Consider the following 22,865-nt stretch of genomic DNA (forward strand, 5'->3'; position numbering starts at 1 on the left):
CGATAAGTGTGACTGGTCGGTAGCGGCGTTGGCCATCAGGGATGCCCCCGTGTCGACCCCTGAGCCCGGACGAGCCCGGGCGACGGGGCGCGACGGGCGCGTCGGGCGCGGTCACGCCAGGTCGGCGAGCGCGGTGGCCACCGCGCGGTGGAAGGTGGGGTAGGCGTAGATCATCGAGCGGAGGGTGTCGAGCGACAGCTCGGCATGGACGGCGAGGGTCAGCATGGCGAGCACCTCGCCGGCGTAGGGGCCGACGGCGCTCGCACCGACGAGGACACCGCGGTCGGCGTCCGCGACGACCTTGACGAACCCGTCGGCGCCGGGGCCGTGGGTGAAGCCGCGCGACCCCCAGTCCGCGCTGCCGGTCCGGACCGCGAGCCCCGCGTCGCGCGCGGCCGCCTCGGTGAGCCCGACGCCGGCCACCTCGGGATCGGTGAATGTCGTGTGGGGCACGGCGTGGTAGGCCGCGGGTGGACCGTCCTCACCCAGGATCGCCCGACGGGCGACGGCCGACTGATACATCGAGAGGTGCGTGAACGCGCCATGGCCGGCGACGTCGCCGATGACGTAGAGCCAGCCTCCGTCGACGCCCGCGGCCCGCATCCGGTCGTCGACGAAGATCCGGTCGGCGGCGAGGCCGATGGTGTCCAGGCCGAGGTCGTCGAGGTTGGGGACCCGGCCGGCGGCGACGAGGAGCTGGTCGGCGTGGAGCCGGTCGCCGTCGGCGAGGGTGAGGGTGAAGCCGCTGTCATGCTCCACCCGGGTGACCTCGGCGCGGGTGACGACCTGGACGCCCTCCCGGGCGAAGACCTCGGCGAGGAGCGCGGAGGCCTCCGGCTCGTCGTGGGGGAGCAGTCGGTCGGCCTGCTGGACGACGGTGACCTCGACCCCGAAGCGGGCGAAGGCCTGGGTCAGCTCGGCCCCGACCGGGCCCCCGCCGAGCACGATCAGCGAGCCGGGCAGCTCGGTCGCCCGGACGGCCTCCCGGTTGGTCCAGTACGGCGTCCCAGCGAGTCCCTCCACCGGCGGCTCGGCCGGGCGGGTGCCGGGGTTGAGCACCACCGCTCGCCGGGCGCGGTAGGTGATCGGACCGCTCCCGTCGGTGGGCGTGACGGTGACCCGGCGCTCGCCGTCGAGCCGACCGACGCCGTGGTGGACGGTCGCACCGGCGTCTTCCAAGCGCTCGACGGCGGCCTTGTCGGACCAGCCGTCGGTCGCCTCCTCGGACAGGCGGCGGGCGACGGGCGCCCACGCGGGGGTCACCGAGACCTCGCCGGCCAGGCGCCCGGCGCGCTGGGCCTCGGCGAGCGTGTCGGCGGCGCGGAGCATCATCTTCGTCGGGATGCAGGCGTAGTAGGGGCATTCGCCGCCGACGAGGTGCTTGTCGATCGCGACGACCTCGAGCCCGGCGCCGGCCGACTCGAGCGCGAGCGACTCGCCGCCGGGACCGGTCCCGACGACGACCAGGTCGACCTCGTGCTCCGGCATCAGAGCAGGCCCTCGTCGGTGAGGAACTCGTGGGCGACGTCGGCCGTCTTCTCCCGGTCGACCGAGATCTTGGCGTTGAGCGCGGTGAGCTTCTCGGTCGTGAGCGCCTGCATCAGGGGGTCGAGCACGTCGGCGACGTCGGGGTGGGCGGCGAGGAAGTCCGAGCTCACCGCGGGGACGAGGTTCTGCGCGGGCTGGATCTTCTTGTCGTCCTGCAGGACGACGAGGCCCTGGGAGTCGAGCGTGCCGTCGGTGGTGCTGGTCTCGCCGAGCTGGGACTCGCCGTCGAGGACCGACTTGTAGGTCTGGTCGGTGGCATAGCCCAGCGGCAGCAGCTTGGTGACGTCGATGCCGTAGTTCTTCGTGAGCCCGCTCTCGCAGTCGAGCCGGCCCGCGCAGTCGGACGCCGCCGCCAGCACGACCTTCTTGCCCTTGAGGTCGGACAGGTTGCTGACGTCGTTGTCCTGGGCATACTTCTTCGTCACGAAGAACGCGTTGGTGTCGGTCGCGCTGGACTGGTCGAGCAGCGTGATGCCGGCGTCGTCGAGCAGCTTCTTGCCCTGGCGGGCGAGCTGTTCCCCGTCACCGGCCTCGAACGGCTTGGCCTGGTCGCCGTGGGCCACGCTGTTGAGGAAGTTCACGATGCCGCCGACATACTCCGGGACGATGTCGACCTTGCCGGGGAAGGTGGCCATGTAGGCGTCGCGGGTGTCGACGAGCTTCACGCTCGGCTGGTAGCCCGCGTGGGCCAACAGCTCTTTGTACATCTCCGCGACGAGCGCGGCCTCGGAGAAGCTCTGGCTGGCGATGGCGACCGCTCCCTTGGAGGCGCCGCCGGACGGGCTGGCGCTGCCCGACGAGCCGCTGGACAGGTCGTCCCCGGCGCCGCAGGCGCTGGCGAGGAGGAGCGTCCCTGCGGCGAGGAGCGTGGCGGCCGTGCGTCGTACGTTGTGGATCACTGGCGTGCACCTTCCTGAGGTGTCGGTCACACGGAGGACGTGGTGGATCCCAGCCTAGGGACCCGCACCGACAGGGTGACCAGTCCCGCGGCGGCGAGCTCGAGGACGATGGCCACGAGCGCCACCACGACGGCGCCGGCGAGACCCTCGCCGTACTGCGTGCGGGCGAAGCCGTCGGTGATCACCCGGCCGAGGCCGGGACCCGCCACGAGGGCGGCGATGGTGGCGGTCGCCCAGACCTGCACGAGGGCGAGGCGTACGCCGCTCAGCACGAGCGGCAGGGCGAGCGGGAGCTCCACCCGCCAGAACCGCTGGCTCCCGGTCATGCCCATCCCGGCCGCGGCGTCCTGCAGGTGGGCCGGGACCTCCCGGACCGCGACGTAGGCGTTGGTGATGATGGGCGGGAGCGCGAAGAGGGCGAGCGCGATGAGGGTGGCGAGCCCGGCGCGGCCGTAGGGTCCCGCGGTGCGGACCCCGGGCCAGGACGCGGTCACCAGCAGGGCGAGCAGCGCGAAGACCGGGACGGCGCGGCCGATGCCGCTGATGTTGGTCGCGAGCCAGCCACCGCGGCCGAGGTGGCCGAGCCAGAGCGCGAGCGGCAGGCCCAGCACGAGCGCGAGCAGGAGGGCGGTGACCGTCAGCAGGAGCTGCTGGCCGAGCAGGTCGAGGAGACCGCCGTCGCCGGTCCAGTGGCCGCCGGTGGTGAGGTAGCGCCAGGTGTCGCCGAAGAGCCTCATGCGCGCCTCCAGCCGGTGACCGCGCGGCCCGCGAGGACCAGCACGATGTCGAGCACGACGGCGAGGACGACGCACAGCACGGCCGCGCTCAACAGCTCGGCGCGGAAGTCGGTGCGGACGCCGTCGGCGATGAGGTTGCCGAGCCCGCCGTACGCCACCAGCGAGCCGACCGTGGTCAGCGCGACCGTCGAGACGGTCGCGACCCGCAGGCCGGCGAGGATCACGGGTACGGCGAGCGGCAGCTCGATCCGCGCCAGCCGCCGCACCGGGCCGTAGCCGAGCCCGTCGGCCGCGTCCCGGACATCCGGCGGGACGGCGTCGAGCCCGTCGACGACCGCCCGCACGAGGATGGTGAGCGCGTAGACCGCGAGCCCGATGACCACCGTCGTCATCGTGAGCCCCGTGAACGGCACCAACAGGGGGAACAGAGCGAGGCTCGGGACGGTGTAGAGCGCCGTGGTCAGCCCGAGCACCCCCTGGCGGAGCCAGCCGAGCCGGCGCGCGAGCAGCGCGAGCGGGATCGCGACGACCATGCCGAGCGCGACCGCGACGACGGTGATCTCGAGATGCTGGACCAGCGCGGAGCGGAGCTCGCCGCCGCGGTCGTGCCAGTAGGACGGACACACCCAGTGGTTGACGAGCCGGCTGTAGCAGCTGGGCTCGCTCGCCGCCCGGACCGTGTGCGGGGCCAGTAGGGTCACGGACATGGACGTTACCGGGCCGATGCTCGTGGTCGACGCGTTGACGAAGACGTACGACGACGGCACGACCGCCGTTCGCGACCTCTCGCTCAGCATCGACCGCGCTGAGATCGCGGCGCTCGTCGGCCCCTCCGGGTGTGGCAAGTCGACCACGCTGCGGATGATCAACCGGCTCGTCGAGCCGACATCGGGCACGATCAGCCTGGCGGGCCGCGACGTCATGAAGGTGGACCCGGTCGAGCTGCGGCGCGGCATCGGCTACGTCATCCAGCAGGTCGGTCTCTTCCCGCACCAGCGCATCCTCGCCAACGTGATGACGGTGCCCTCGCTGCTGGGCACGCCGAAGGCGAAGGCCCGGGCGCGCGCCGAGGAGCTGCTCGACCTCGTGGGGCTCGATCCGGCGACGTACGCCGGCCGCTATCCGCACCAGCTCAGCGGCGGCCAGCAGCAGCGGGTCGGCGTGGCCCGGGCCCTCGCGGCCGACCCGCCGGTGCTGCTCATGGACGAGCCGTTCGGTGCCGTGGACCCGCTCGAGCGCCGGCGGCTGCAGGACGAGTTCCGCAAGCTGCAGCAGCGGCTCGGCACCACCGTGGTGCTCGTGACCCACGACCTCGACGAGGCGGTCCGGCTCGGCGACAAGGTCGCCGTGATGGCGCCCGGCGGGCGGCTCGCCCAGTGGGGGACACCGGCGGAGGTCCTCGCCCACCCGGCCGACGACTTCGTGGCCTCCTTCGTCGGCTCCGACTCCGGGCTGCGGCGGCTCAGCGTCACCCGGATCACGGCCGACCATCTCGAGTCGCTCGACGGCGTCGCCGCCTCGGCCCTGGCCGCCACGCTCCCGGTCGGTGCGACGCTGGAGGAGGCTCTCGCGCTCATGCTCCGCGATGACCGCGCCGTCGTCGGCGTCACCGACGGTCCCCGCTTCCTGGGCGTCCTGACCCCTGCCGGGGTGCACGCCGCACTGCGCGCGAGCCTCTGAACGTGCAATTGCCCACTCGGGCGCCCAGTCGTGCGCTGCGGCAGGGTTGCCGGACTCGCGCCCGCCGCTGACTGCACGTCCGACGGGCCCTGTGGAGAGCGAGATGCGGAGCAGGGCGTCAGTGGAAAGACTGGCGCCATGAAGGCAGAGACGGCGTTGGCGCAGCTCGGTGGTGTGGCAGACGCCGCCCAGTTGCGGGTGCTGTGCTCGAAGCGCCAGCTGAAGCAGGCGGTGAAGGATCGGCGGATCGTCCGCGCGAGCCGCGGGCGCTACGTGCTGCCCAGTGTTCCGCGGCACCGCCGGCGCGCGGCCGAGCTCACCGGTGTGTGCTCCCACCTGAGCGCAGCGCAGCACTGGGGTTGGAAGGTCAAGTGGCCGCCGGATCGTGCGTGGGTGACCGTCAAGCGCAACCGCAAGCTGAGCCGCCAGCTCCAGACGATCGTGCACGTGGTGTACTGCGACCTGGCCGAGGACGAGGTGATCGACGGTGTCACGTCACCACTGAAGACGGTCGTCGACTGTGCGCGGCGACTTCCGTTCGACGAAGCACTCGCGGTCGCCGACTCGGCACTCCGCTCCGGCATGGTCTCGCGCGCGGCGCTGATCGCCGCCGCCGCGGTGACCTACGGTCCGGGCTCGGCCCAGGTCCGGCGCGTCGCCGCGGAGGCGAGCCCGAAGGCGGCCAACCCGTTCGAGTCGGTGCTGCGGGCGATCGTCCTCGAGTTCGCTGAGCTCAGCGTCGTCCCGCAGCAGGCGGTGATGGCCCGCGGGTTCGTCTACCACCCGGATCTCGTCGACGTGCGGCGCCGGCTGGTCATCGAGGCCGAGTCCCACGAGTTCCACACGGGCAAGGAGGCGTTCGAGATCGACTGCACCCGCTACACCGCGCTGACGGTCACCGGATGGCTGGTGCTCCGTTTCACCTGGGAGCAGGTCATGCGCTCGCCGGCCTATGTGCGCGACGTCCTGCGGTCGCTTTTGCGCGGACCGTGCAACGTGCAGTCGACTCTGCCGCGCGCGTCGGGCCGACCCACCGCCGCGTGAGCCCGACGTCGTTGCCTGCCGATGGCACGTCGGTCGGGTCGTTAACCGGATGCCCGGCGTCAGCGCCAGAGGGAAGAATGCCCTCCCATGGGCCATGTGGACGTCGCCGGGGTGAGGTATGAGCTGCCGGACGGGCGGGTGCTCCTCGATGACGTGTCGTTCCGGGTGGGGGAGGGCGCGAAGGTCGCCCTGGTCGGCGCCAACGGCGCGGGCAAGACGACGCTGCTGAGGCTGGTGACCGGAGAGCTGGCGCCCCACGCCGGTGTCGTGACCCGCTCCGGCGGCCTCGGCGTGATGCGGCAGATGGTCGGCGCCGGCCTCGGCCCCGACGACACCGTCGCGGATCTGCTGCTCTCCGTGGCGCCGCCGCGGGTGCGGGCGGCGGCGGCCGAGGTCGACGCCTGCGAGCTGATCCTCATGGACGTCGACGACGAGCGGACCCAGATGAGGTACGCCACGGCGCTCGCGGAGTACGCCGACGCCGGCGGCTACGACCTCGAGGTCACCTGGGACGTCTGCACGATGGCCGGTCTCGGCGTGCCGTACGACCGCGCCCGTCATCGCGCCCTCGACTCGCTGTCGGGTGGCGAGCAGAAGCGGCTCGTGTTGGAGTATCTCCTGCGTGGGCCCGACGAGGTGCTCCTCCTCGACGAGCCGGACAACTTCCTCGACGTGCCCGGCAAGATCTGGCTCGAGGAGCGGATCCGGGAGTCGCCGAAGACGATCCTCTACGTCAGCCACGACCGGGAGCTGCTCGACAACACCGCGACCCGGGTGGTGACGGTCGAGCTCGGCGCCGCGGGCAACCTGGTCTGGACCCATCCCGGCGGGTTCGCGAGCTACCACCAGGCCCGGCGCGAGCGGTTCGCCCGGTTCGAGGAGCTGCGCCGGCGCTGGGACGAGGAGCACGCGAAGCTGCGCGCGCAGATGCTGATGTACAAGCAGAAGGCGGCCTACAACTCCGACATGGCCAGCCGCTACCAGGCGGCGCAGACCCGGTTGCGGAAGTTCGAGGACGCCGGTCCGCCGACCGAGCAGCCTCGCGAGCAGCAGGTGACGATGCGGCTCACGGGCGGTCGCACCGGCAAGCGCGCCGTGGTCTGCGAGCGGCTCGAGCTCAGCGGGCTGATGAAGCCCTTCGACCTCGAGGTCTGGTACGGCGAGCGCGTGGCCGTCCTAGGCAGCAACGGCTCCGGCAAGTCGCACTTCCTCCGGCTCCTCGCGGCCGGCGGCACGCGTCCCGACAAGGAGCACGAGCCGGTCGGCGACAGCCCCGTCGAGCCCGTGCGCCACACCGGCGTCGCCCGGCTCGGTGCTCGGGTCAGGCCGGGATGGTTCGTGCAGACCCACGCCCACCCCGAGCTCGTCGGTCGGACGCTGCTCGAGATCCTGCACCGAGGCGACCCGCACCGCGCCGGGATGGGCCGGGAGCAGGCGAGTCGGGTGCTCGACCGCTACGAGCTGGCTCACGCCGCGGAGCAGCGGTTCGACTCGCTCTCGGGCGGTCAGCAGGCTCGCTTCCAGATCCTGTTGCTCGAGCTCAGCGGCGCCACCCTGCTCCTGCTCGACGAGCCGACCGACAACCTCGACGTGCAGTCCGCCGAGGCGCTCGAGGCCGGCCTCGAGGCGTTCGAGGGCACCGTCCTGGCGGTCACCCACGACCGCTGGTTCGCGCGTGGCTTCGACCGGTTCCTGGTGTACGGCGCCGACGGGACCGTCTATGAGTCGCCCGAGCCGGTCTGGGACGAGACCCGCGTGGAGCGGGCCCGATGACTCGCCCCAGCGCTGCGCAGACCCGAACGGTGTTCCTCCGGGCATGACCGCAGAAGGAGGCAGGCCCCGAGACCGGTGGACGTGGTCTCGGGGCCTGCCCGTCCTCTCCCGACTGGACGAGGGGGAGGAGTGCGGGGCCGTCAGGACGTGGACTCGGAGGAGTCGGAGTCGAGGGTGACGGTCGTGGTCCGGCTCTTGCCGTTCCGCTCGTAGGTCACGGTGACCTTGTCGCCCGGTCGGTAGGACCGGATCGTGGCCACCAGCGAGTCCGAGCCGGTGATCTGGTGGTCGTCGACCTTGGTGATGACGTCGCCCGCCTGGATCCCGGCCTTGTCCGCGGTCGAGCCGTCGTTGACCTTCTCCACCTTGGCGCCGTTGCCGTCGAACAGGTCGGCCGTGCCCGGGTTCTGCGAGCCCGCGCCGGCGTCCGAGACCGAGATGCCGAGCCGGGCGTGGGTCGGGGTGTCGCCCTTGATCATCTGGTTGACGATCGGCATGACCTCGTCGATCGGGATCGCGAAGCCCAGCCCGATCGAGCCGGACTCCTCCGAGGAGTCGCTGGAGCCGGTGGTGCGGATCGAGGCGTTGATCCCGACGACGTGGCCCGCCATGTCGACCAGCGCGCCACCGCTGTTGCCGGGGTTGATCGCGGCGTCGGTCTGGATGGCCGGGTAGACCGTCGCGTTGCCCTGCTCGTCGGAGCCGACGTTGACCGGCCGGTTGAGGGCGCTCACGATGCCCGAGGTCACCGTCGAGTCGAGCCCGAACGGCGAGCCGATCGCCACGACGCTCTGACCGACGACGAGGTTGCTCGACTTCCCGATCGTCGCCGGGGTCAATCCGGACACGTTGGCGGCCTTGATGACGGCGGTGTCGGTGAGCGGGTCGGTGCCGAGGATCTTCGCGGAGGCGGAGGAGCCGTCGTTGAAGTCGACCTTGATCGTGCCGTTGTCGCCGGCGACCTCGACCACGTGGTTGTTGGTGAGGATCTCACCGTCGCTGCTGAGGATGATGCCCGAGCCCGACCCGGCCTCCTGCTGGCCCGACACCTCGATCTTCACCACCGAGGGCAGGACCTGCGCCGCGACCTTCTCGACCGTCCCCGAGGGAGCCGCCTCGTTGACGACCTTGGACGAGGTCGCGCCCGACGGGCTCGCGACGTCGCCGGCGTGGCCGTCGTGCTGGCTGCTGTAGAGCGCCGCACCGCCGATGCCGGCACCGCCGCCGACGATGAGCGAGGCCGCGATCACCCCGGCAGCGAAGCCGAGCCGACGCGGCCGGCGCGGCCGCTGGGCAGGCGTGTGCGGGGCCGGGCCGTAGAGCGGGTGACCCTGGTCCGCGGCCGGCATCGCCGCGGTCAGCGGTGTGGTCGGCGGTGGCCCCTGCGGGCCGGCGTAGCCGCCGTACGGCTGACCGGAGGGCTGGCCGGAGGTCGACGGAGTCCACAGCGGCGCCGTGGGCTCGCCGGCGGAGTCCCCGGGACGGCGGGTCTCGTCGTCGCCGGACTGAGGGAAGTCGTTCATGTCACCAACTCTTTCCTGCGTGCCTGTGAGCCCGCTGAGACCTGGCTGGGCGGGAAGAAAAAGTCCGGGCGGTCAGGGCTCGACGCCGAGCGTCAGCTTCTTGAGGAGTACGGCGAGCTCCTGCCGCTCGGTCGGCTCGAGCACGGCGATGAGCTCCTCCTCGGCCTTGCAGCGCAGCTTCATCGCCTGCTTCCAGATCTCCATCCCGGCCTTCGTGACCTCGATGTCGACGCGACGGCGGTCCTCGGCGGCGGGGCTGCGCCGGATCCACCCGGCCCGCTCCAGGCCGTCGAGCCGTCCGGTCATGCCCGCTCCGCTCAACCCGAGGTCGTCGGCGAGCTGCGACGGTGTGGCGTGGCCGGGCGTCTCACGGACCATCAGCTGGTGGAGCGTCTGGTACTCGAAGTCCTGGAGCCCCACCTGGTCGAGCGCCTCGCGGGTGGTGTCCTTGAGGTGGCGCATCAGCCGCGCCATCCGCACCACGATGGCCTCGACCTCGGCGTCGAAGGCAAGGTCGATCCAGTGGTCGTGCCAGCGCGCGACATGGCGGTCGGCCCAGTCGGTCGGCTCGGTCGCCGCGGCGGTCTCCATGCCTCGAGTGTAGGGAGCGGGAGGTTGGCGAGACGGTGTCCGTCACCGCGGGACCGGGGCCCGGGTCCTCGCCTCCACCACCTCGGTCCAGCGGACGGCTCCGTCACCCGCTGTTCACCTGACTCCGCCAAGGTCGCCGCGTGATCGACGCCGCTGCCGGCCCTGCTGCCGACCCTCTGCTTCGTGGGTGCCTGGCCCCCGCGCCTCGTACTCTCGTCGACGTCTTCCGCGCGACTCTCGCCCAGGCCGCCGACGACCCGGCGGTCGACGCCGGCAACCGCGTGCTCACCTACGCCGAGCTCGAGGAGGCCGCCGAGGGGCTGGCGGCCGAGCTCAACGCGGCCGGGGTCGGCCGCGGGGACAGGGTGGGCGTCCGGATCATGAGCGGCACGACCGAGCTCTACACCGCCATCCTCGGGGTCCTGCTCGCGGGTGCGGCGTACGTCCCCGTCGACGCCGACGACCCCGACGAGCGCGCCCGGCTCGTCTTCGGTGAGGCCGAGGTCGCCGCGATCGTCGGCAACGACCTACAGGTGGCCCGTCCGCCGTCCGCCACCCCGCGCGCGCCGCGGGAGCCCGAGGAGCCGGGCCCCGACGACGACGCCTGGGTCATCTTCACCTCGGGGTCGACGGGCACCCCGAAGGGGGTCGCCGTCAGCCACCGCAACGCCGCCGCGTTCGTCGACGCGGAGGCGCGGATGTTCCTCCAGGACCGTCCGATCGGCGTGGGCGACCGAGTGATGGCCGGTCTCTCGGTGGCCTTCGACGCGAGCTGCGAGGAGATCTGGCTGGCGTGGAGGTACGGCGCCTGCCTCGTGCCGGCGCCGCGCGCGCTCGTGCGCAGCGGCGTCGACGTCGGGCCCTGGCTCGTCGCCAACGCCATCACCATCGTCTCGACCGTGCCGACGCTGGTCGCGCTCTGGCCGGCGGAGGCGCTCGCGAAGGTCCGGCTGCTCATCATGGGCGGCGAGGCCTGCCCACCCGAGCTGGTCGCCCGCCTGCAGGCGCCCGGTCGTGAGGTGTGGAACACCTACGGCCCCACCGAGGCGACGGTCGTGGCCTGCGGTGCGTTGCTGACCGGGACCGGCCCGGTGCGGATCGGGCTGCCGTTGGACGGGTGGGACCTCGCGGTGGTCGACCCCGCGACCGGCGAGCGTGTCCCCGACGGCGCCACCGGTGAGCTGATCATCGGCGGCGTCGGGCTGGCGCGCTACCTCGACCCGGCGAAGGACGCCGAGAAGTACGCCGCGATGCCCACGCTCGGCTGGGCACGTGCCTACCGCTCGGGCGACCTGGTCGTGAACGACCCGGCGGGGCTGCTCTTCGGCGGCCGTGCGGACGACCAGGTCAAGCTCGGCGGCCGCAGGATCGAGCTCGGCGAGGTCGACTCGGCACTGCTGGGGCTGCCGGGCGTGAAGGGGGCCGCGGCCGCCGTACGCCGGACGAAGGCGGGCAACTCGCTGCTGGTCGGCTACGTCACCACCGAGGAGCCCTTCGACGCCGGACGGGCGGTCGCGCTGCTGCGCGAGCGGATGCCGGCCGCGCTCGTGCCCCGGCTCGCGGTGGTCGACACACTACCGACCCGGACGTCCGGCAAGGTCGACCGTGACGCGCTGCCGTGGCCGGTGACGGGGGCCGGGGCCACCGGGGAGCGCGGTGGCCTCACCGATACCGAGGCGTGGGTGGCCGGGCTGTGGCACGACATCCTCGGTGCCGACGTCGCAGGCGCCAAGGACGACTTCTTCGACCTCGGTGGCGGCTCGCTGACGGCCGCTCAGATGGTGTCGCGCCTGCGCGAGCGCTACCCAGAGGTCGCCATGGGCGACATCTACGACCGGCCGACGGTCGGCGCGCTGGCGGCGTACCTCGACGAGATGGGCTCCTCGACCGCGGTGGTGGACCGGGAGGTCCCGGTCGTCCCGCTCAAGACGCAGGCCGGCCAAGTGGCCGCGACGCTGCTGCTGCGCTGCCTGGCGGCGCCACGCTGGCTCGCCTGGCTCGCACTCGTCACCCGCGTGCTGCGCGACACCGCGGGAACCGGTGCGATGACGTGGCTGCCGGTGCTGCCCTGGTGGCTCGTCGTCCTTGGCGTCGTCGTGTTCCTCACCCCGCCCGGACGCATGATCCTGGCCGCCGGGGTGGCGCGGCTGACGCTGCGCGGCGTCGAGCCGGGGGACCACCCGCGTGGCGGCAAGGTCCATCTCCGGCTCTGGTTCGCCGAGCACGCCGCCGAGCAGCTCGGCGCCCACGGGCTGGCGGGCGCCCCGCTGATGACCTGGTACGCCCGGCTGCTCGGCGCGCGGATCGGCAACAACGTCGACCTCCACTCCCTGCCGCCCGTGACCGGTTTCCTCACGCTGGGCAAGGGCGCCTCCGTCGAGCCGGAGGTCGACCTCGCCGGCCACTGGGTCGACGGAGACATCCTCCATCTCGGCGGCGTGCGCGTCGGCGCGCGGGCCCGGATCGGCGCCCGCTCCATGCTCTGTCCGGGGGCCGACGTGGGCGCCGACGCCGAGATCGCACCCGGGTCGGCGGTCTTCGGGAGGGTGCCCGACGGCGAGTACTGGTCCGGATCGCCGGCGGTCCGCGTCACCAAGGAGGCCCGTGGGCCGTGGCAGGAGCGGATCTGGCGTTCGCCCCTCTGGCTCGCCGCCTACGCCGCCGTCGCCGCCGCGCTCGCGCTCCTGCCGGCGGTCGCGATCGGCGCGGGAGCCGCGATCCTGGTCCTGCTCGGCGGCCGCCCGGCGTCGTACGCCGACGTCCTCGGGCTGCTGGCGTGGAGCCCGGTCGCCGTCCTGGCGGGACTGGCCGTCCTCGCGCTGCTGGTGCTGCTGGTCGTCCGCGCCGCCGGTCTGCTGATTCGGCCCGGCGTGCACCCGGTGCGCAGCGGTGCCGGCGTCGCGATCTGGGCGACGATGCGGGTCCTGGACGACGCGCGCACGTGGTTGTTCCCGCTCTACTCCTCGACACTCACGCCGCACTGGCTGCGTCTGCTGGGCGCCCGGATCGGCAGGGACGTGGAGGCGTCGACCGTGCTGATGATCCCGACCCTGACCCAGGCCGGCGACGAGTCGTTCCTCGCCGACGACACCCTCATCGGCGGCTACGAGCTCGGGGGTGGCTGGGTGCGGGTCGAACGGGTGAAGATCGGCAAGCGCGCGTTCGTCGGCAACTCCGGGATGGCGGCGCCGGGCCGCAAGGTGCCGAAGGCCTCGCTCGTCGCGGTGCTCTCGGCCGCGCCGCGGCGGAAGAAGGCACGCTCGGGGGAGTCCTGGCTCGGCTCCCCGCCCGCGCCGCTGCGCCGTACCGCCTCCGAGGACGACACGGGGCGCACCTTCGCCCCGGCCCGCCGGCTGAGGGTGGCGCGGGCGCTGGTCGAGGTGGCCCGGCTCGTGCCGGCGACGCTCGCCTTCGTGCTCCCCGCCCTGGTCGCGGTCGGAGTGGTCCGGATCTGGGATATCGCGGGGCCGCTCGTCGCGCTCGTCCTCACCGGCCCGCTGCTGGCCCTCGCCGGCGCCGTCGCCGCGCTGCTCACCGTCGCGGCCACGTGGCTGCTCTGCGGCCGGATGCGGCCCGGGACGCACCCGCTGTGGAGCAGCTTCGTCTGGCGCAACGAGCTCGCCGACACCTTCGTCGAGATGCTCGGCGCCCCGTGGTTCGCCGGCCCGGTCGCGGGGACGCCGCTGCTCGGCGCCTGGTTCCGGCTGATGGGTGCCCGGATCGGCCGCGGCGTGTGGATCGAGACCCACTGGCTGCCCGAGACCGACCTCGTCGTCCTGGGGGACGGCGCGACCGTCAACCGCGGCACCGTCGTCCAGACCCACCTCTTCCACGACCGCATGCTCGCCCTCGACAACGTCACGCTGCGCCGCGGTGCGACGCTCGGGCCGAACTCGGTGATCCTGCCCGCCGCCACCCTCGGGCGGCACACCACGGTCGGGCCGGTCTCGCTCGTCATGCGCGGCGAGTCGGTCCCGGACAAGACGGTGTGGATCGGCAACCCGATCGGGCCGTGGGTCTGAGGGTGTCGTGCGTTTGCCGTCGTCCGTCCGCGATCGTTCCTCGTTAGGGTGCCGTCCGTGCCTCACCTCCCCACCGCCGACCCGTACCTGCCCGGCCACGGCGACCCGTCGTGGAGCGCCGAGCACTACGACCTCGAGCTCGACTACGACCTGGCCGCCAACCGGCTCTCCGGCACCGCCACGATCACGGCGGTCGCCGCGGAGGAGACCGGCCGCGTCGTGCTCGACCTCGCCCGGCTCGCGGTCCAGAAGGTGTACGTCGACGGCCGGGCGCCGGCGAAGTACGCGCACCGCGACCACCGCCTCGTGCTCACCCTCCGCCGCCGCATCCCCGCCGGGCAGCGCTTCGAGATCACGGTGAGGTACGCCGGCAACCCGCGCCCGCTCGTCGTACCCCACCTCGGGGACGCCGGCTGGGAGGAGCTCGAGGACGGTGTGATCGTCGCCGGTCAGCCGCACGGCGCGCCGACGTGGTTCCCCTGCAACGACCGCTGCGACGACAAGGCGTCCTATCGCATCGCCGTCACCACGGCGGCGAACTACACGGTGGTCGCCAACGGCGTGCTCACCGACCGGATCCGGCGCGGGTCGGGGGAGACCTGGGTCCATCGCCAGGACGAGCCGATGTCGCCGTACCTCGCGACCGTGCAGATCGGCCGCTACACGCTCCTCGACGAGGCACCGACCCAGGACTGCCCGGTGCCGACGCGGGCCGCGATCCCGGCCGACGCGGTGGACGGCTATGCGAAGGCGTTCGACCGCCAGCGCGAGATGATCGCCTACTTCAGCGAGGCCTTCGGGCCCTATCCGTTCCCGGGCTACACCGTGGTGGTGACCGACGACGACCTCGAGATCCCGCTCGAGTCACAGTCGCTCTCGACCTTCGGTCGCAACTTCCTCACCTCCGACTGGTCGGAGGTGCGCCTCGTCGCCCACGAGCTGGCCCACCAGTGGTTCGGCAACGCTGTCACGATGGCGTCGCTCCAGCACATCTGGCTGCACGAAGGGTTCGCCTGCTACGCCGAGTGGCTCTGGTCGGAGGAGGCCGGCCACGACACCGCGGCCGCGCACGCCGCCCACCACCATGCCCGGCTGGCGAAGCTCCCGCAGGACCTGCTGCTCGCGGATCCGGGGCCCGAGGACATGTTCGACGACCGGATCTACAAGCGGGGTGCCCTCACCCTGCACGCGCTGCGGCTCACCGTGGGTGACGAGCCGTTCTTCGAGCTCCTGAAGGAGTGGGTACGCCGCCACACGGGCGGCACGGTCACGACGGCCGACTTCGAGGCGCTCGCCGGTGAGGTCAGCGGCGCGGAGCTGGGCGGCCTCTTCGACGTCTGGCTACGGAAGAAGGAGCTCCCGGCACTGCCGTGAGCGGGTTCTCCCCAGCTCGCGGGCCCACGGCGGTCCACTCGCCGTCGCCGGCCAAGGTGGCGACATGGCCCCGGACGTCGAGCGTGCGGGCCGGCAGGACGGGCAGCTCGTCCGGACGGCCGCTCCAGCCACCGACGCCGAGCCCGCCGGCCTTGAGGAGCGCCTCGGTGCGCGTCCAGGTGAGCCGATCGCCGACCCCGTCGACGGGCGGCCCGGCCCGGAGCTGTGCTCGGTCCACCGGGTCACGCGGTCCGTCGCCAGATCGCCAGCCGACGGTGCCAGCCCGGGACCATCGAGTCGGTGAGCGGGCCGAGGTGGACGAGCTCGAAGCCGTCGAGCACGGCGGTCATGTCCTCGGGGACGTAGCGGTAGGGCGGACCGTCGTCGTCGGGCCGGTCGAGTGGGAAGACGCCGCTCGCGAGCAGACCTCCGGGCTTGACGACGGCGCGGGCGAGGTCGCCGACCCGCGGTCGCAGGGCGGGCGGCAGCGCGCAGAAGAACGTGTGGTCCCACAGCAGGTCGACCGGGCCGCGGGTGCGCGCGAGGACGGGGTCGCTGTCGAGCGCGTCGCCCACCATGTAGTCGACCTCGGGGAACCGCGCGCCGGCGTAGGCCGCGGCGGTGACGGAGAGGTCGACCGCCGTCACACTCCAGCCGGCGTCGGCGAGCGCGCCGGCGTCGTACGCGCGACCGGCGCCGGGTACGAGCGCCCTACCGGGAGCGCCGAGCCGGCTGTCGGCGAGGGCGTCGACGAGGAGCGGGGTGACGCCGCCGAGGTCCCAGGGCGTGACCTCCCGGGCATAGGCGGCGTCCCAGTCGACGGGGTCGGTGGTCATGGCCGCAGCGTAGCGATCGTGCTCAGACAGGGAGCCCGAGGGCACGCATCCGCGCGCGCAGCTCGTCGGCACCGGTGAAGACGAGCCCGCACAAGCCCAGCTCGCGCGCGGCCGCGACGTTGTCGGGTCGGTCGTCGACGAAGACCAGCCGCTCGGCCGGCAGGCCCGCGCGCTCGACCGCGAGGCGATAGATCGCCGGGTCCGGCTTCGCCAGCCGCTCCGTGCCCGAGACCACGACGTCGTCGAGCAGCCCGACGACGTCGTACGCCGCTGGGGCGTGCGGGTAGAGCTCGTGCGACCAGTTGGTCAGCCCGATCTGGCGTACGCCGGCGGCGTGGAGCTCCCGGACGAGCTCGTGCGTGCCGGCGACCGGGCCGGTGAGGGAGAGCGCGAAGTGGTCGACGTAGGCGCGGCCGTGCGGCAGCCACTGGGGCGCCTCACGCTCGAGCTCGTCGAGCGCCTCGGCCCAGCTGCGCCCGGCGTCGCAGGCGAGGTTCCAGGTGTGGAAGTCGAAGCCGGCGAAGAAGCGGACGGCCTCCTCCTGGCCGACCCCCGCCGCGACCGCCGGCACCGGGTCCCACTCGATCAAGACATTCCCGAAATCCCACACGACCCCCCTCGCGCCGCCCATCACGCACGCTCGCTGCGTTGTCGTCGGTCGACGGCCAACCCCGGGCCGCCTCCCTCCTCCGCCTTGCGAGCGCACGCGCTGGACGACGCGAGATTCACTGAGGGGTCACGCCCAGCGCTGCTCGCTCGGGGTGAAGGAGAGGCCGCGCTGACCGGTGTAGATCTGCTTGGGGCGGGCGATCTTCTGCTCCTTGTCCTGGACGAGCTCGAGCCACTGCGCGAGCCAGCCGGGGGTGCGCCCGATGGCGAACAGGACGGTGAACATCTCCGGCGGGATCTGGAGCGCCTCATAGATCAGACCGGAGTAGAAGTCGACGTTCGGGTAGAGCCGCCGCTTGACGAAGTACTCGTCCTCGAGCGCGATCTTCTCCAGCTCCTGCGCGATCTTGAGGAGCGGGTTGACGCCGGTGACCTCGAAGACGTCCTCGGTCGCCTTCTTGATGAGCTTGGCGCGCGGGTCGTAGTTCTTGTAGACCCGGTGGCCGAAGCCCATGAGCCGCTCGTTGCCGGCCTTGACGCCCTCGATGAAGGAAGGCACGTTCTCGATCGACCCGATCCGGCGCAGCATCCGCAGGACGGCCTCGTTGGCGCCGCCGTGGAGCGGGCCGAACAGCGCGCCGACGCCGGCGGCGACCGCGGAGTAGGGGTCGACCTGGGTCGAGCCCACGCTGCGCACGGCGTTGGCCGAGGCGTTCTGCTCGTGGTCGGCGTGGAGGATGAAGAGCGTGTCGAGCGCCTTGATGATGCGCTCGTCCGCGGCGTAGCGCGGCTCGCTCATCTTGAAGAGCATCGAGAGGAAGTTCTCGGTGTAGGACAGCGCGTTGTCGGGGTAGACGTACGGCTTGCCCTGCGCGTGCCGGAAGGACCAGGCGCCGAGCGTCGGCATCTTGGCGATCATCCGGACGACCTGCAGGTGACGGTTGTCCGGGTCCATGATGTTGCTGGCATCCGGGTAGAAGGTCGACATCGCGCCGACCGACGCCATCAGCATCCCCATCGGGTGGGCGTCGTAGCGGAAGCCCTGCATGAAGCCCTTGATGTTCTCGTGCACGAACGTGTGGAACGTGATCTCGTGCACCCACTGCTCGAACTGCTCCTTGGTGGGCAGGTCGCCGTGGATCAGCAGGTAGGCGACCTCGAGGAAGCTCGAGGACTCCGCCAGCTGCTCGATGGGATAACCGCGGTACTCCAGGATGCCCTTGTCGCCGTCGATGTAGGTGACGGAGGAGCGGCAGGAAGCGGTGTTGACGAAGCCGGGGTCGTAGACGGCCAGCCCGGGACCCTCTTCGTTTGTCGCGGGGTCGGCGGCCTTGATCTTCCCGATGTCGGAGGCGCGGATGGTGCCGTCGACGATCGGGACGTCGTACTCGATCCCGGTGCGGTTGTCGCGCACGGTAAGAGATTCAGTCACACGTTGAACGGTAACCCTCGGCTCCCGTCGTACGGAACTCGGTGTCCCGACCGGTGACACTCACCGGCTCACGCCAGCGAGTCGAGGATCGCGAACCAGCGCTCCGCGCTTCCGGCGTACGGCGCCAGGCCGCTGCTCATCGCGTCGTACACCCGCTCGGCTGACTCCTCGGCCATCGTGATGATCTCGGGCGGGTATCCGTAGGCGAGCTGGTGCTCCTCGAACTCGTCCTGGTCGATGATCTCGACCGCCCCGTCCCAGCGCTTGACGACGTCGAGGTCGAGGTCGATCGAGCGCAGGACGGTGTCCTCCCAGACCGCCGGCGTCGCCATGTCGACGTAGATCTCGGCGTTGATGGGTCCGGGGTTGTCGCCCGTCGCCGTCGGACGGTTGAAGACGGTGAGGTGGGCGGCGTCGTGGCGCGGCACCAGGCCCACCGAGACCCAGTCCGCGTCGAACGCCTTCCCGGGCTTGGCGTAGCGGGTCCCGGCGGGATAGCCCAGCCAGTCGCCCTCGTCGTCGGCGCCGAGGTAGGTCCCCGCCCAGTGCCAATGAGGCCGGCCACCCCACTTCGTCATGGCGACGGTGATGGGACGGCCGGCCTCGAAGCGCTCCATGGGGTCAGTCTGCCGCACCTGCTAGGACTTCTTGGTCGGCATGACGTACCTCGCGCCGAGGGCCACGAGGTCCTGGTAGCGCGAGCCGGTGAACTTGCCGAAGTTGTGGATCACGTGGGCGTCGAGGCCGACGAGGACGCGCGCCTGGTTCTTGAGGATGCCCTTGACGATGATCTGCGCGGCCTTCTCGGGCGGCATCTTCGCGAGCTTCTCGTCGAAGAACTTCGCCGAGGCGGACGCGTCGTCCTTCGCGGAGTAGCGCGCCGAGCGCGCGACCGAGGTCTTGATGCCGCCGGGGTGGACGGCGGTGACGCCGACCTTGTGGCCGTCGATGAGGATCTCCTCGCGCAGCGCCTCGGTGAACCCGCGGACGGCGTACTTCGCGGCGTTGTAGAACGACTGGTCGGGCATCGAGACGAGGCCGAAGAGCGAGGAGATGTTGACGATGTGACCGTCGCCGGACTCGATGATCGCGGGCAGGAAGAGCTTCGTGCCGTGGACGACGCCCCAGAAGTCGATCCCGATGATCCAGTCGATGTCGTCCCACTCGAGGTCCTGGACGCGCCCGGACAGCGCGACGCCCGCGTTGTTGATCACGACGTTGACGCGGCCGAAGTGCTCGAGCACCGCGGCGGCGTACGCGGTGAACGCCTCGCGGTCGGCGACGTCGAGCCGGTCGGACCGGACTTCCTTGGCGCCGGCCTGCTTGGCGAGCTCGACCGTCTCGGCCAGGCCCGCCTCGTTGACGTCCGACAGGGCGAGCAGCGCGCCGCGCTGGGCGAGCTCGACCGCGAGCGCGCGGCCGATGCCCGACCCGGCGCCGGTGAGGACGACGACCTTGTCATCGAGGGACTTCATGCGTTCACTTCCTGCTTCTTCTCGGACGCCTGGGGCGTGGAGGCGGCGACGACGTACTTCTCGACGTCGAAGGTGTGGAGAAGACCGCGGAACACGAACGTCGTGCGCGGCCAGAGGGTGGTGTTGCGGCCGTGCTCGTCGAGGTACCAGCTGGCGCAGCCGCCGGAGGACCAGACGGTCGGCTTCATCCGTTCCTGGATGTCGGCGTTCCAGGCGGCGAAGGCCTCCTCGGTCGGCTCGACGGTCGCGAAGTCGTTGACGCGCATCGTGCGGATGGCGTCGCGGACGTATTGCACCTGGGACTCGATGATGAAGACCATCGAGGAGTGACCCAGGCCGGTGTTCGGCCCGACCACGAAGAAGAAGTTGGGGAACTCGGGCACCGTGGTGCCCTTGTACGCCGCCGTGCCGGTCTCCGCGAACCGTTCGCTCATCAGCCGACCGGTGCGGCCGGTGATGCGGTGGGCGATCGGCATGTCGGTCGTGTAGAAGCCCGTGGCGACGATGAGGACGTCGATCTCTCGCTCCGTGCTCGCGCCCGAGGCATCCTCGGTGACGATCGCGTTGCCGGTGACCTTGGCGATCCGGTCGGTGACCAGGTCGACGTTGTCGGCGTCGAGGGCGGGGTAGTAGGCGTTGGAGATGAGGATCCGCTTGCAGCCGATCTCGTAGGTCGGCGTGACCTTCTGGCGCAGCTCGGGATCCTTGATGCCCGTGCGGATGTTCTTCAGCGCGGCGAGCTTCGCCGGCAGGGCGAGCCGCGGGTTCTTGGTGAAGGCCGGGACGTAGAGCTCGCGGCCCCAGTAGATCGCCGTGCGCGCCGCGCGCTGCAGCCCGGGAACGTGCCGGAAGGCGAGCTTCTCCAACCCGGAGTAGCGGTGCTCGTTGCGGGGGATGACCCACGGCGCCGTGCGCTGGTAGACGTCGAGGTGGCCGCCCGACGCGGCCAGGACCTTCTGCACCTCGGGCACGATCTGGATCGCGCTCGCGCCGGTCCCGATGATGGCGACCCGCTTGCCGGTGAGGTCGACGTCGTGGTCCCACCGGGCGGAGTGGAAGATCTCGCCCTGGAAGCCGTCGATCCCCTCGATGTCGGGCAGCCTCGGCTCCGAGAGCGCTCCGGGGCCGGCGATGACCGTCCGGGCGGCATAGGTCCGGACGCCGGCCGGGCCGCGGGTCTCGACCAGCCAGCGCTGACCCTCGTCGTCCCACGCGGCGCTGACCACCTCGGTGTCGAAGACGAAGCGGTCGAGCACGCCGGAGCCCTCGGCGACCCGCTTGATGTAGGCCCAGATCTCCGGCTGGGGGGAGAAGCTCATCGACCAGTCCGGGTTGGGCGCGAACGAGTAGCTGTAGAGCTGGCTCGGCACGTCGCAGGCCGCGCCCGGATAGGTGTTGTCACGCCAGGTGCCGCCGACGTCGGAGCCCTTCTCGACGACGACGAAGTCACGCTCGCCGTCCTCGTCGAGCTTGATCGCGGCGCACAGTCCGCCGAACCCGGCGCCGACGATCAGGTGGTCGACGAAGGTGTGGTCGCTCGTGGTCATGCTCACACCGTAGGTTGCTTATTGAACGAGTGTCAATAGAATGGTGCGCATGAGTACGACGAGCAGCGGGCCGAGGACGCGGATGTCTCCCCAACAGCGCCGTGAGCAGCTCCTCGACCTGGGCGTCCGCCTCTTCGCCACCCGCTCGCTCGACGAGATCTCGATCGATCTCCTCGCCCAGGAGGCCGGCATCTCGCGCGGGCTGCTCTACCACTACTTCGGCGACAAGGTCGCCTTCCGTGAGGCGGTCGTGCGCCGGGCCGCGGACGACCTCGTCGCCCAGACCGAGCCGCCCGCCGAGGGTGACGAGATCGCCAAGCTGCTGCACTCGGTGGCGGCGTACGTCGACTTCGTCGATGCCAACTACGAGGGCTATCTCTCGCTCGTGCGCGGTGCGGCGAGCGAACCGGCGCTGCGCGCGGTCTACGACGACGCGTTCCGGGCACTGGGGGAGCGGTTCTTCGACATCGGGTCCTCGATCGTCCCGGACACGCCCGCGTCGCGCCTGCTGGTGCGCGGGTGGCAGGCGATGACCGAGGAGCTGGTGCTGGCCTGGAAGGCGGGCGAGACCGACCTCACCCGTGACCAGCTCCTCGACCTGCTCGTGGCGTCCCTGCCGGCGCTGATGGGCGCCCTGCCCGCGTAGCCTGCTGAGGTGAGCGCTATCACGAAGCGGGTCCACCACCTGGCCGACGGACGCGAGCTGATCTACTTCGACGACGCGGACACGACGCTCCCGCCCGACCGTGCCCCGGACCGGCGCATCCTCGACGACCGGCCGCCCACTGCGACGATGCGCCAGGACGTGCTGACCGGCGAGTGGATCTCGGTCGCCACGGCCCGCCAGAACCGTGCGCTCCTCCCGCCGGCCGAGCTCGACCCGCTCGCGCCCCAGAGCCCGACCAACCCGTCGGAGGTCCCCTCGACCTACGACGTCGCGGTCTTCGAGAACCGGTCACCCTCCTTCGGGCCCGACCCCGGCGACACGCACTCCGCTGACGCCCTCGCCGGCCTCGGGCTCGGCCGTGCGGCCGCGGCGGTCGGCCGCTGCGAGGTGATCTGCTTCAGCCCGGCGCGCGAGGGATCCTTCGGGTCCATCAGTCGTTCGCGGGCGCGCACCGTGATCGAGGCGTGGGCCGACCGCACCGCCGCCCTCTCGGTGATCCCGGGGATCGCACAGGTCTTCCCGTTCGAGAACCGCGGCGAGGCGATCGGGGTCACCCTGAGTCATCCGCACGGTCAGATCTACGGCTATCCCTACGTCACGCCGCGGACCCAGCGGCTCCTGGCCTCGATCGACGAGTACGGCCCCTCGCTCTTCGCCGACGTGCTCGACCACGAGCGCGCGGGGGAGCGGGTCGTGCTCGCCGGCCGGCACTGGACCGCGTTCGTCCCCTTCGCCGCGCGCTGGCCGCTCGAGGTCCACCTGCTCCCGCACGAGCACGTCGCCGACTTCACCGAGACGTCCACGGAGCAGCGTGACGAGCTGGCCGGGCTCTACCTCCGGCTGCTGCGCGGGGTCGACGCCCTCTACGGCGATCCGACGCCCTACATCGCCGGCTGGCACCAGGCGCCGGTCCACACCCATCGTGACCGCGTCCGGCTCTCCCTCCAGCTCACCAGTCCCCGCCGCGCCGAGTCGAAGCTGAAGTACCTCGCCGGCAGCGAGGCGGCGATGGGGGCCTGGATCGCCGACGTGGCGCCCGAGGAGCAGGCCGAGCGGCTGCGCGACGCGGTCGCCCGCGCCGACGCCGCCGATCCCGTGTGACCGGCTG

Annotated in this window: 19 protein-coding genes; 7 read left to right on the top strand and 12 right to left on the bottom strand. The window is 71.9% G+C overall.

Annotated elements, in window-relative coordinates:
• Positions 1-111: 111 nt before the first annotated feature.
• From AB3X52_RS03585 to AB3X52_RS03600, 4 genes are read right to left on the bottom strand one after another with little or no spacing between them, the layout of a single operon-like run.
• Complete coding sequence (locus AB3X52_RS03585) at positions 112-1,488, bottom strand: dihydrolipoyl dehydrogenase family protein (RefSeq protein ID WP_367991406.1); 1,377 nt, start codon at positions 1,486-1,488, stop codon at positions 112-114.
• Positions 1,488-2,447 (bottom strand): ABC transporter substrate-binding protein, encoded by a 960-nt coding sequence (locus AB3X52_RS03590; RefSeq protein WP_367991407.1) that lies wholly within the window; start codon positions 2,445-2,447, stop codon positions 1,488-1,490. Before AB3X52_RS03590 ends, AB3X52_RS03585 begins: the two co-directional genes overlap by 1 nt.
• 26 nt (positions 2,448-2,473) lie before the next feature.
• Complete coding sequence (locus AB3X52_RS03595) at positions 2,474-3,184, bottom strand: ABC transporter permease (RefSeq protein WP_367991408.1); 711 nt, start codon at positions 3,182-3,184, stop codon at positions 2,474-2,476.
• The gene (locus AB3X52_RS03600) at positions 3,181-3,885 is read right to left on the bottom strand and encodes an ABC transporter permease (RefSeq protein ID WP_367991409.1); all 705 of its coding nucleotides are present in this window, start codon (positions 3,883-3,885) and stop codon (positions 3,181-3,183) included. Before AB3X52_RS03600 ends, AB3X52_RS03595 begins: the two co-directional genes overlap by 4 nt.
• A 4-nt stretch (positions 3,886-3,889) precedes the next feature.
• Here AB3X52_RS03600 and AB3X52_RS03605 point away from each other — a divergent pair, with 4 nt between their 5' ends.
• From AB3X52_RS03605 to AB3X52_RS03615, 3 genes are all read left to right on the top strand, one after another.
• Positions 3,890-4,864 (top strand): ABC transporter ATP-binding protein, encoded by a 975-nt coding sequence (locus AB3X52_RS03605; protein ID WP_367991410.1) that lies wholly within the window; start codon positions 3,890-3,892, stop codon positions 4,862-4,864.
• 138 nt (positions 4,865-5,002) lie between these two features.
• A complete protein-coding gene (locus AB3X52_RS03610; protein ID WP_367991411.1) occupies positions 5,003-5,908 on the top strand; it encodes a DUF559 domain-containing protein in 906 nt (301 codons plus the stop codon).
• Positions 5,909-5,995: 87 nt separating this feature from the next.
• Positions 5,996-7,681: an ABC-F family ATP-binding cassette domain-containing protein gene (locus AB3X52_RS03615; protein WP_367991412.1), complete on the top strand. Its 1,686-nt coding sequence runs from the start codon at positions 5,996-5,998 to the stop codon at positions 7,679-7,681.
• A 140-nt stretch (positions 7,682-7,821) separates the two neighbouring features.
• On the opposite strand, the gene AB3X52_RS03620 is transcribed toward AB3X52_RS03615, so the two are convergent.
• Entirely contained in the window at positions 7,822-9,204 is a 1,383-nt protein-coding gene (locus tag AB3X52_RS03620; protein ID WP_367991413.1) for a S1C family serine protease, read from the bottom strand.
• Positions 9,205-9,276: 72 nt separating this feature from the next.
• Positions 9,277-9,795 carry a MarR family winged helix-turn-helix transcriptional regulator gene (locus tag AB3X52_RS03625; protein WP_367991414.1) on the bottom strand — a complete coding sequence of 173 codons (519 nt, stop codon included), beginning with the start codon at positions 9,793-9,795 and terminating at the stop codon, positions 9,277-9,279.
• A gap of 140 nt (positions 9,796-9,935) precedes the next feature.
• Here AB3X52_RS03625 and AB3X52_RS03630 point away from each other — a divergent pair, with 140 nt between their 5' ends.
• Positions 9,936-13,817, top strand: a complete 3,882-nt coding sequence (locus AB3X52_RS03630) for a Pls/PosA family non-ribosomal peptide synthetase (RefSeq protein WP_367991415.1) — start codon at positions 9,936-9,938, stop codon at positions 13,815-13,817.
• 57 nt (positions 13,818-13,874) lie between these two features.
• Entirely contained in the window at positions 13,875-15,191 is a 1,317-nt protein-coding gene (locus tag AB3X52_RS03635; RefSeq protein ID WP_367991416.1) for a M1 family metallopeptidase, read from the top strand.
• Between the two features lie 242 nt (positions 15,192-15,433).
• On the opposite strand, the gene AB3X52_RS03640 is transcribed toward AB3X52_RS03635, so the two are convergent.
• The 6 genes from AB3X52_RS03640 to AB3X52_RS03665 all read right to left on the bottom strand — a co-directional run bounded on the left by AB3X52_RS03640 (position 15,434) and on the right by AB3X52_RS03665 (position 21,090).
• Entirely contained in the window at positions 15,434-16,027 is a 594-nt protein-coding gene (locus AB3X52_RS03640; protein ID WP_367991417.1) for a methyltransferase domain-containing protein, read from the bottom strand.
• A gap of 22 nt (positions 16,028-16,049) precedes the next feature.
• On the bottom strand, positions 16,050-16,658 hold the full coding sequence (locus AB3X52_RS03645; protein WP_367991418.1) for an HAD family hydrolase: 609 nt from the start codon (positions 16,656-16,658) through the stop codon (positions 16,050-16,052).
• Between the two features lie 105 nt (positions 16,659-16,763).
• Positions 16,764-18,068 (bottom strand): citrate synthase, encoded by a 1,305-nt coding sequence (locus AB3X52_RS03650; protein ID WP_367991419.1) that lies wholly within the window; start codon positions 18,066-18,068, stop codon positions 16,764-16,766.
• 68 nt (positions 18,069-18,136) lie between these two features.
• Complete coding sequence (locus AB3X52_RS03655; protein ID WP_367991420.1) at positions 18,137-18,685, bottom strand: DUF402 domain-containing protein; 549 nt, start codon at positions 18,683-18,685, stop codon at positions 18,137-18,139.
• A 21-nt stretch (positions 18,686-18,706) separates the two neighbouring features.
• A complete protein-coding gene (locus AB3X52_RS03660) occupies positions 18,707-19,543 on the bottom strand; it encodes an SDR family NAD(P)-dependent oxidoreductase (RefSeq protein ID WP_367991421.1) in 837 nt (278 codons plus the stop codon).
• Positions 19,540-21,090: a flavin-containing monooxygenase gene (locus tag AB3X52_RS03665; protein ID WP_367991422.1), complete on the bottom strand. Its 1,551-nt coding sequence runs from the start codon at positions 21,088-21,090 to the stop codon at positions 19,540-19,542. The genes AB3X52_RS03660 and AB3X52_RS03665 overlap by 4 nt, the downstream gene beginning before the upstream one ends.
• A 49-nt stretch (positions 21,091-21,139) precedes the next feature.
• Here AB3X52_RS03665 and AB3X52_RS03670 point away from each other — a divergent pair, with 49 nt between their 5' ends.
• Both AB3X52_RS03670 and galT read left to right on the top strand, forming a co-directional pair.
• A complete protein-coding gene (locus AB3X52_RS03670) occupies positions 21,140-21,736 on the top strand; it encodes a TetR/AcrR family transcriptional regulator (protein ID WP_367991423.1) in 597 nt (198 codons plus the stop codon).
• A gap of 9 nt (positions 21,737-21,745) precedes the next feature.
• Positions 21,746-22,858 carry a galactose-1-phosphate uridylyltransferase gene (gene galT, locus AB3X52_RS03675; RefSeq protein ID WP_367991424.1) on the top strand — a complete coding sequence of 371 codons (1,113 nt, stop codon included), beginning with the start codon at positions 21,746-21,748 and terminating at the stop codon, positions 22,856-22,858.
• The last annotated feature ends 7 nt before the right edge of the window (positions 22,859-22,865 follow it).

The sequence above is a fragment of the Nocardioides eburneus genome, from assembly GCF_040838215.1.
Taxonomy (GTDB): Bacteria; Actinomycetota; Actinomycetes; order Propionibacteriales; family Nocardioidaceae; genus Nocardioides; species Nocardioides eburneus.

Excerpts from the sequence above, each read along its gene's own strand:
- AB3X52_RS03585 (WP_367991406.1), bottom strand. The coding sequence starts at position 1,488 with ATGCCGGAGCACGAGGTCGACCTGGTCGTCGTCGGGACCGGTCCCGGC.
- AB3X52_RS03595 (WP_367991408.1), bottom strand. The coding sequence starts at position 3,184 with ATGAGGCTCTTCGGCGACACCTGGCGCTACCTCACCACCGGCGGCCAC.
- AB3X52_RS03605 (WP_367991410.1), top strand. The coding sequence starts at position 3,890 with ATGGACGTTACCGGGCCGATGCTCGTGGTCGACGCGTTGACGAAGACG.
- AB3X52_RS03610 (WP_367991411.1), top strand. The coding sequence starts at position 5,003 with ATGAAGGCAGAGACGGCGTTGGCGCAGCTCGGTGGTGTGGCAGACGCC.
- AB3X52_RS03615 (WP_367991412.1), top strand. The coding sequence starts at position 5,996 with ATGGGCCATGTGGACGTCGCCGGGGTGAGGTATGAGCTGCCGGACGGG.
- AB3X52_RS03620 (WP_367991413.1), bottom strand. The coding sequence starts at position 9,204 with ATGAACGACTTCCCTCAGTCCGGCGACGACGAGACCCGCCGTCCCGGG.
- AB3X52_RS03625 (WP_367991414.1), bottom strand. The coding sequence starts at position 9,795 with ATGGAGACCGCCGCGGCGACCGAGCCGACCGACTGGGCCGACCGCCAT.
- AB3X52_RS03640 (WP_367991417.1), bottom strand. The coding sequence starts at position 16,027 with ATGACCACCGACCCCGTCGACTGGGACGCCGCCTATGCCCGGGAGGTC.
- AB3X52_RS03645 (WP_367991418.1), bottom strand. The coding sequence starts at position 16,658 with ATGGGCGGCGCGAGGGGGGTCGTGTGGGATTTCGGGAATGTCTTGATC.
- AB3X52_RS03655 (WP_367991420.1), bottom strand. The coding sequence starts at position 18,685 with ATGGAGCGCTTCGAGGCCGGCCGTCCCATCACCGTCGCCATGACGAAG.
- AB3X52_RS03660 (WP_367991421.1), bottom strand. The coding sequence starts at position 19,543 with ATGAAGTCCCTCGATGACAAGGTCGTCGTCCTCACCGGCGCCGGGTCG.
- AB3X52_RS03665 (WP_367991422.1), bottom strand. The coding sequence starts at position 21,090 with ATGACCACGAGCGACCACACCTTCGTCGACCACCTGATCGTCGGCGCC.
- AB3X52_RS03670 (WP_367991423.1), top strand. The coding sequence starts at position 21,140 with ATGAGTACGACGAGCAGCGGGCCGAGGACGCGGATGTCTCCCCAACAG.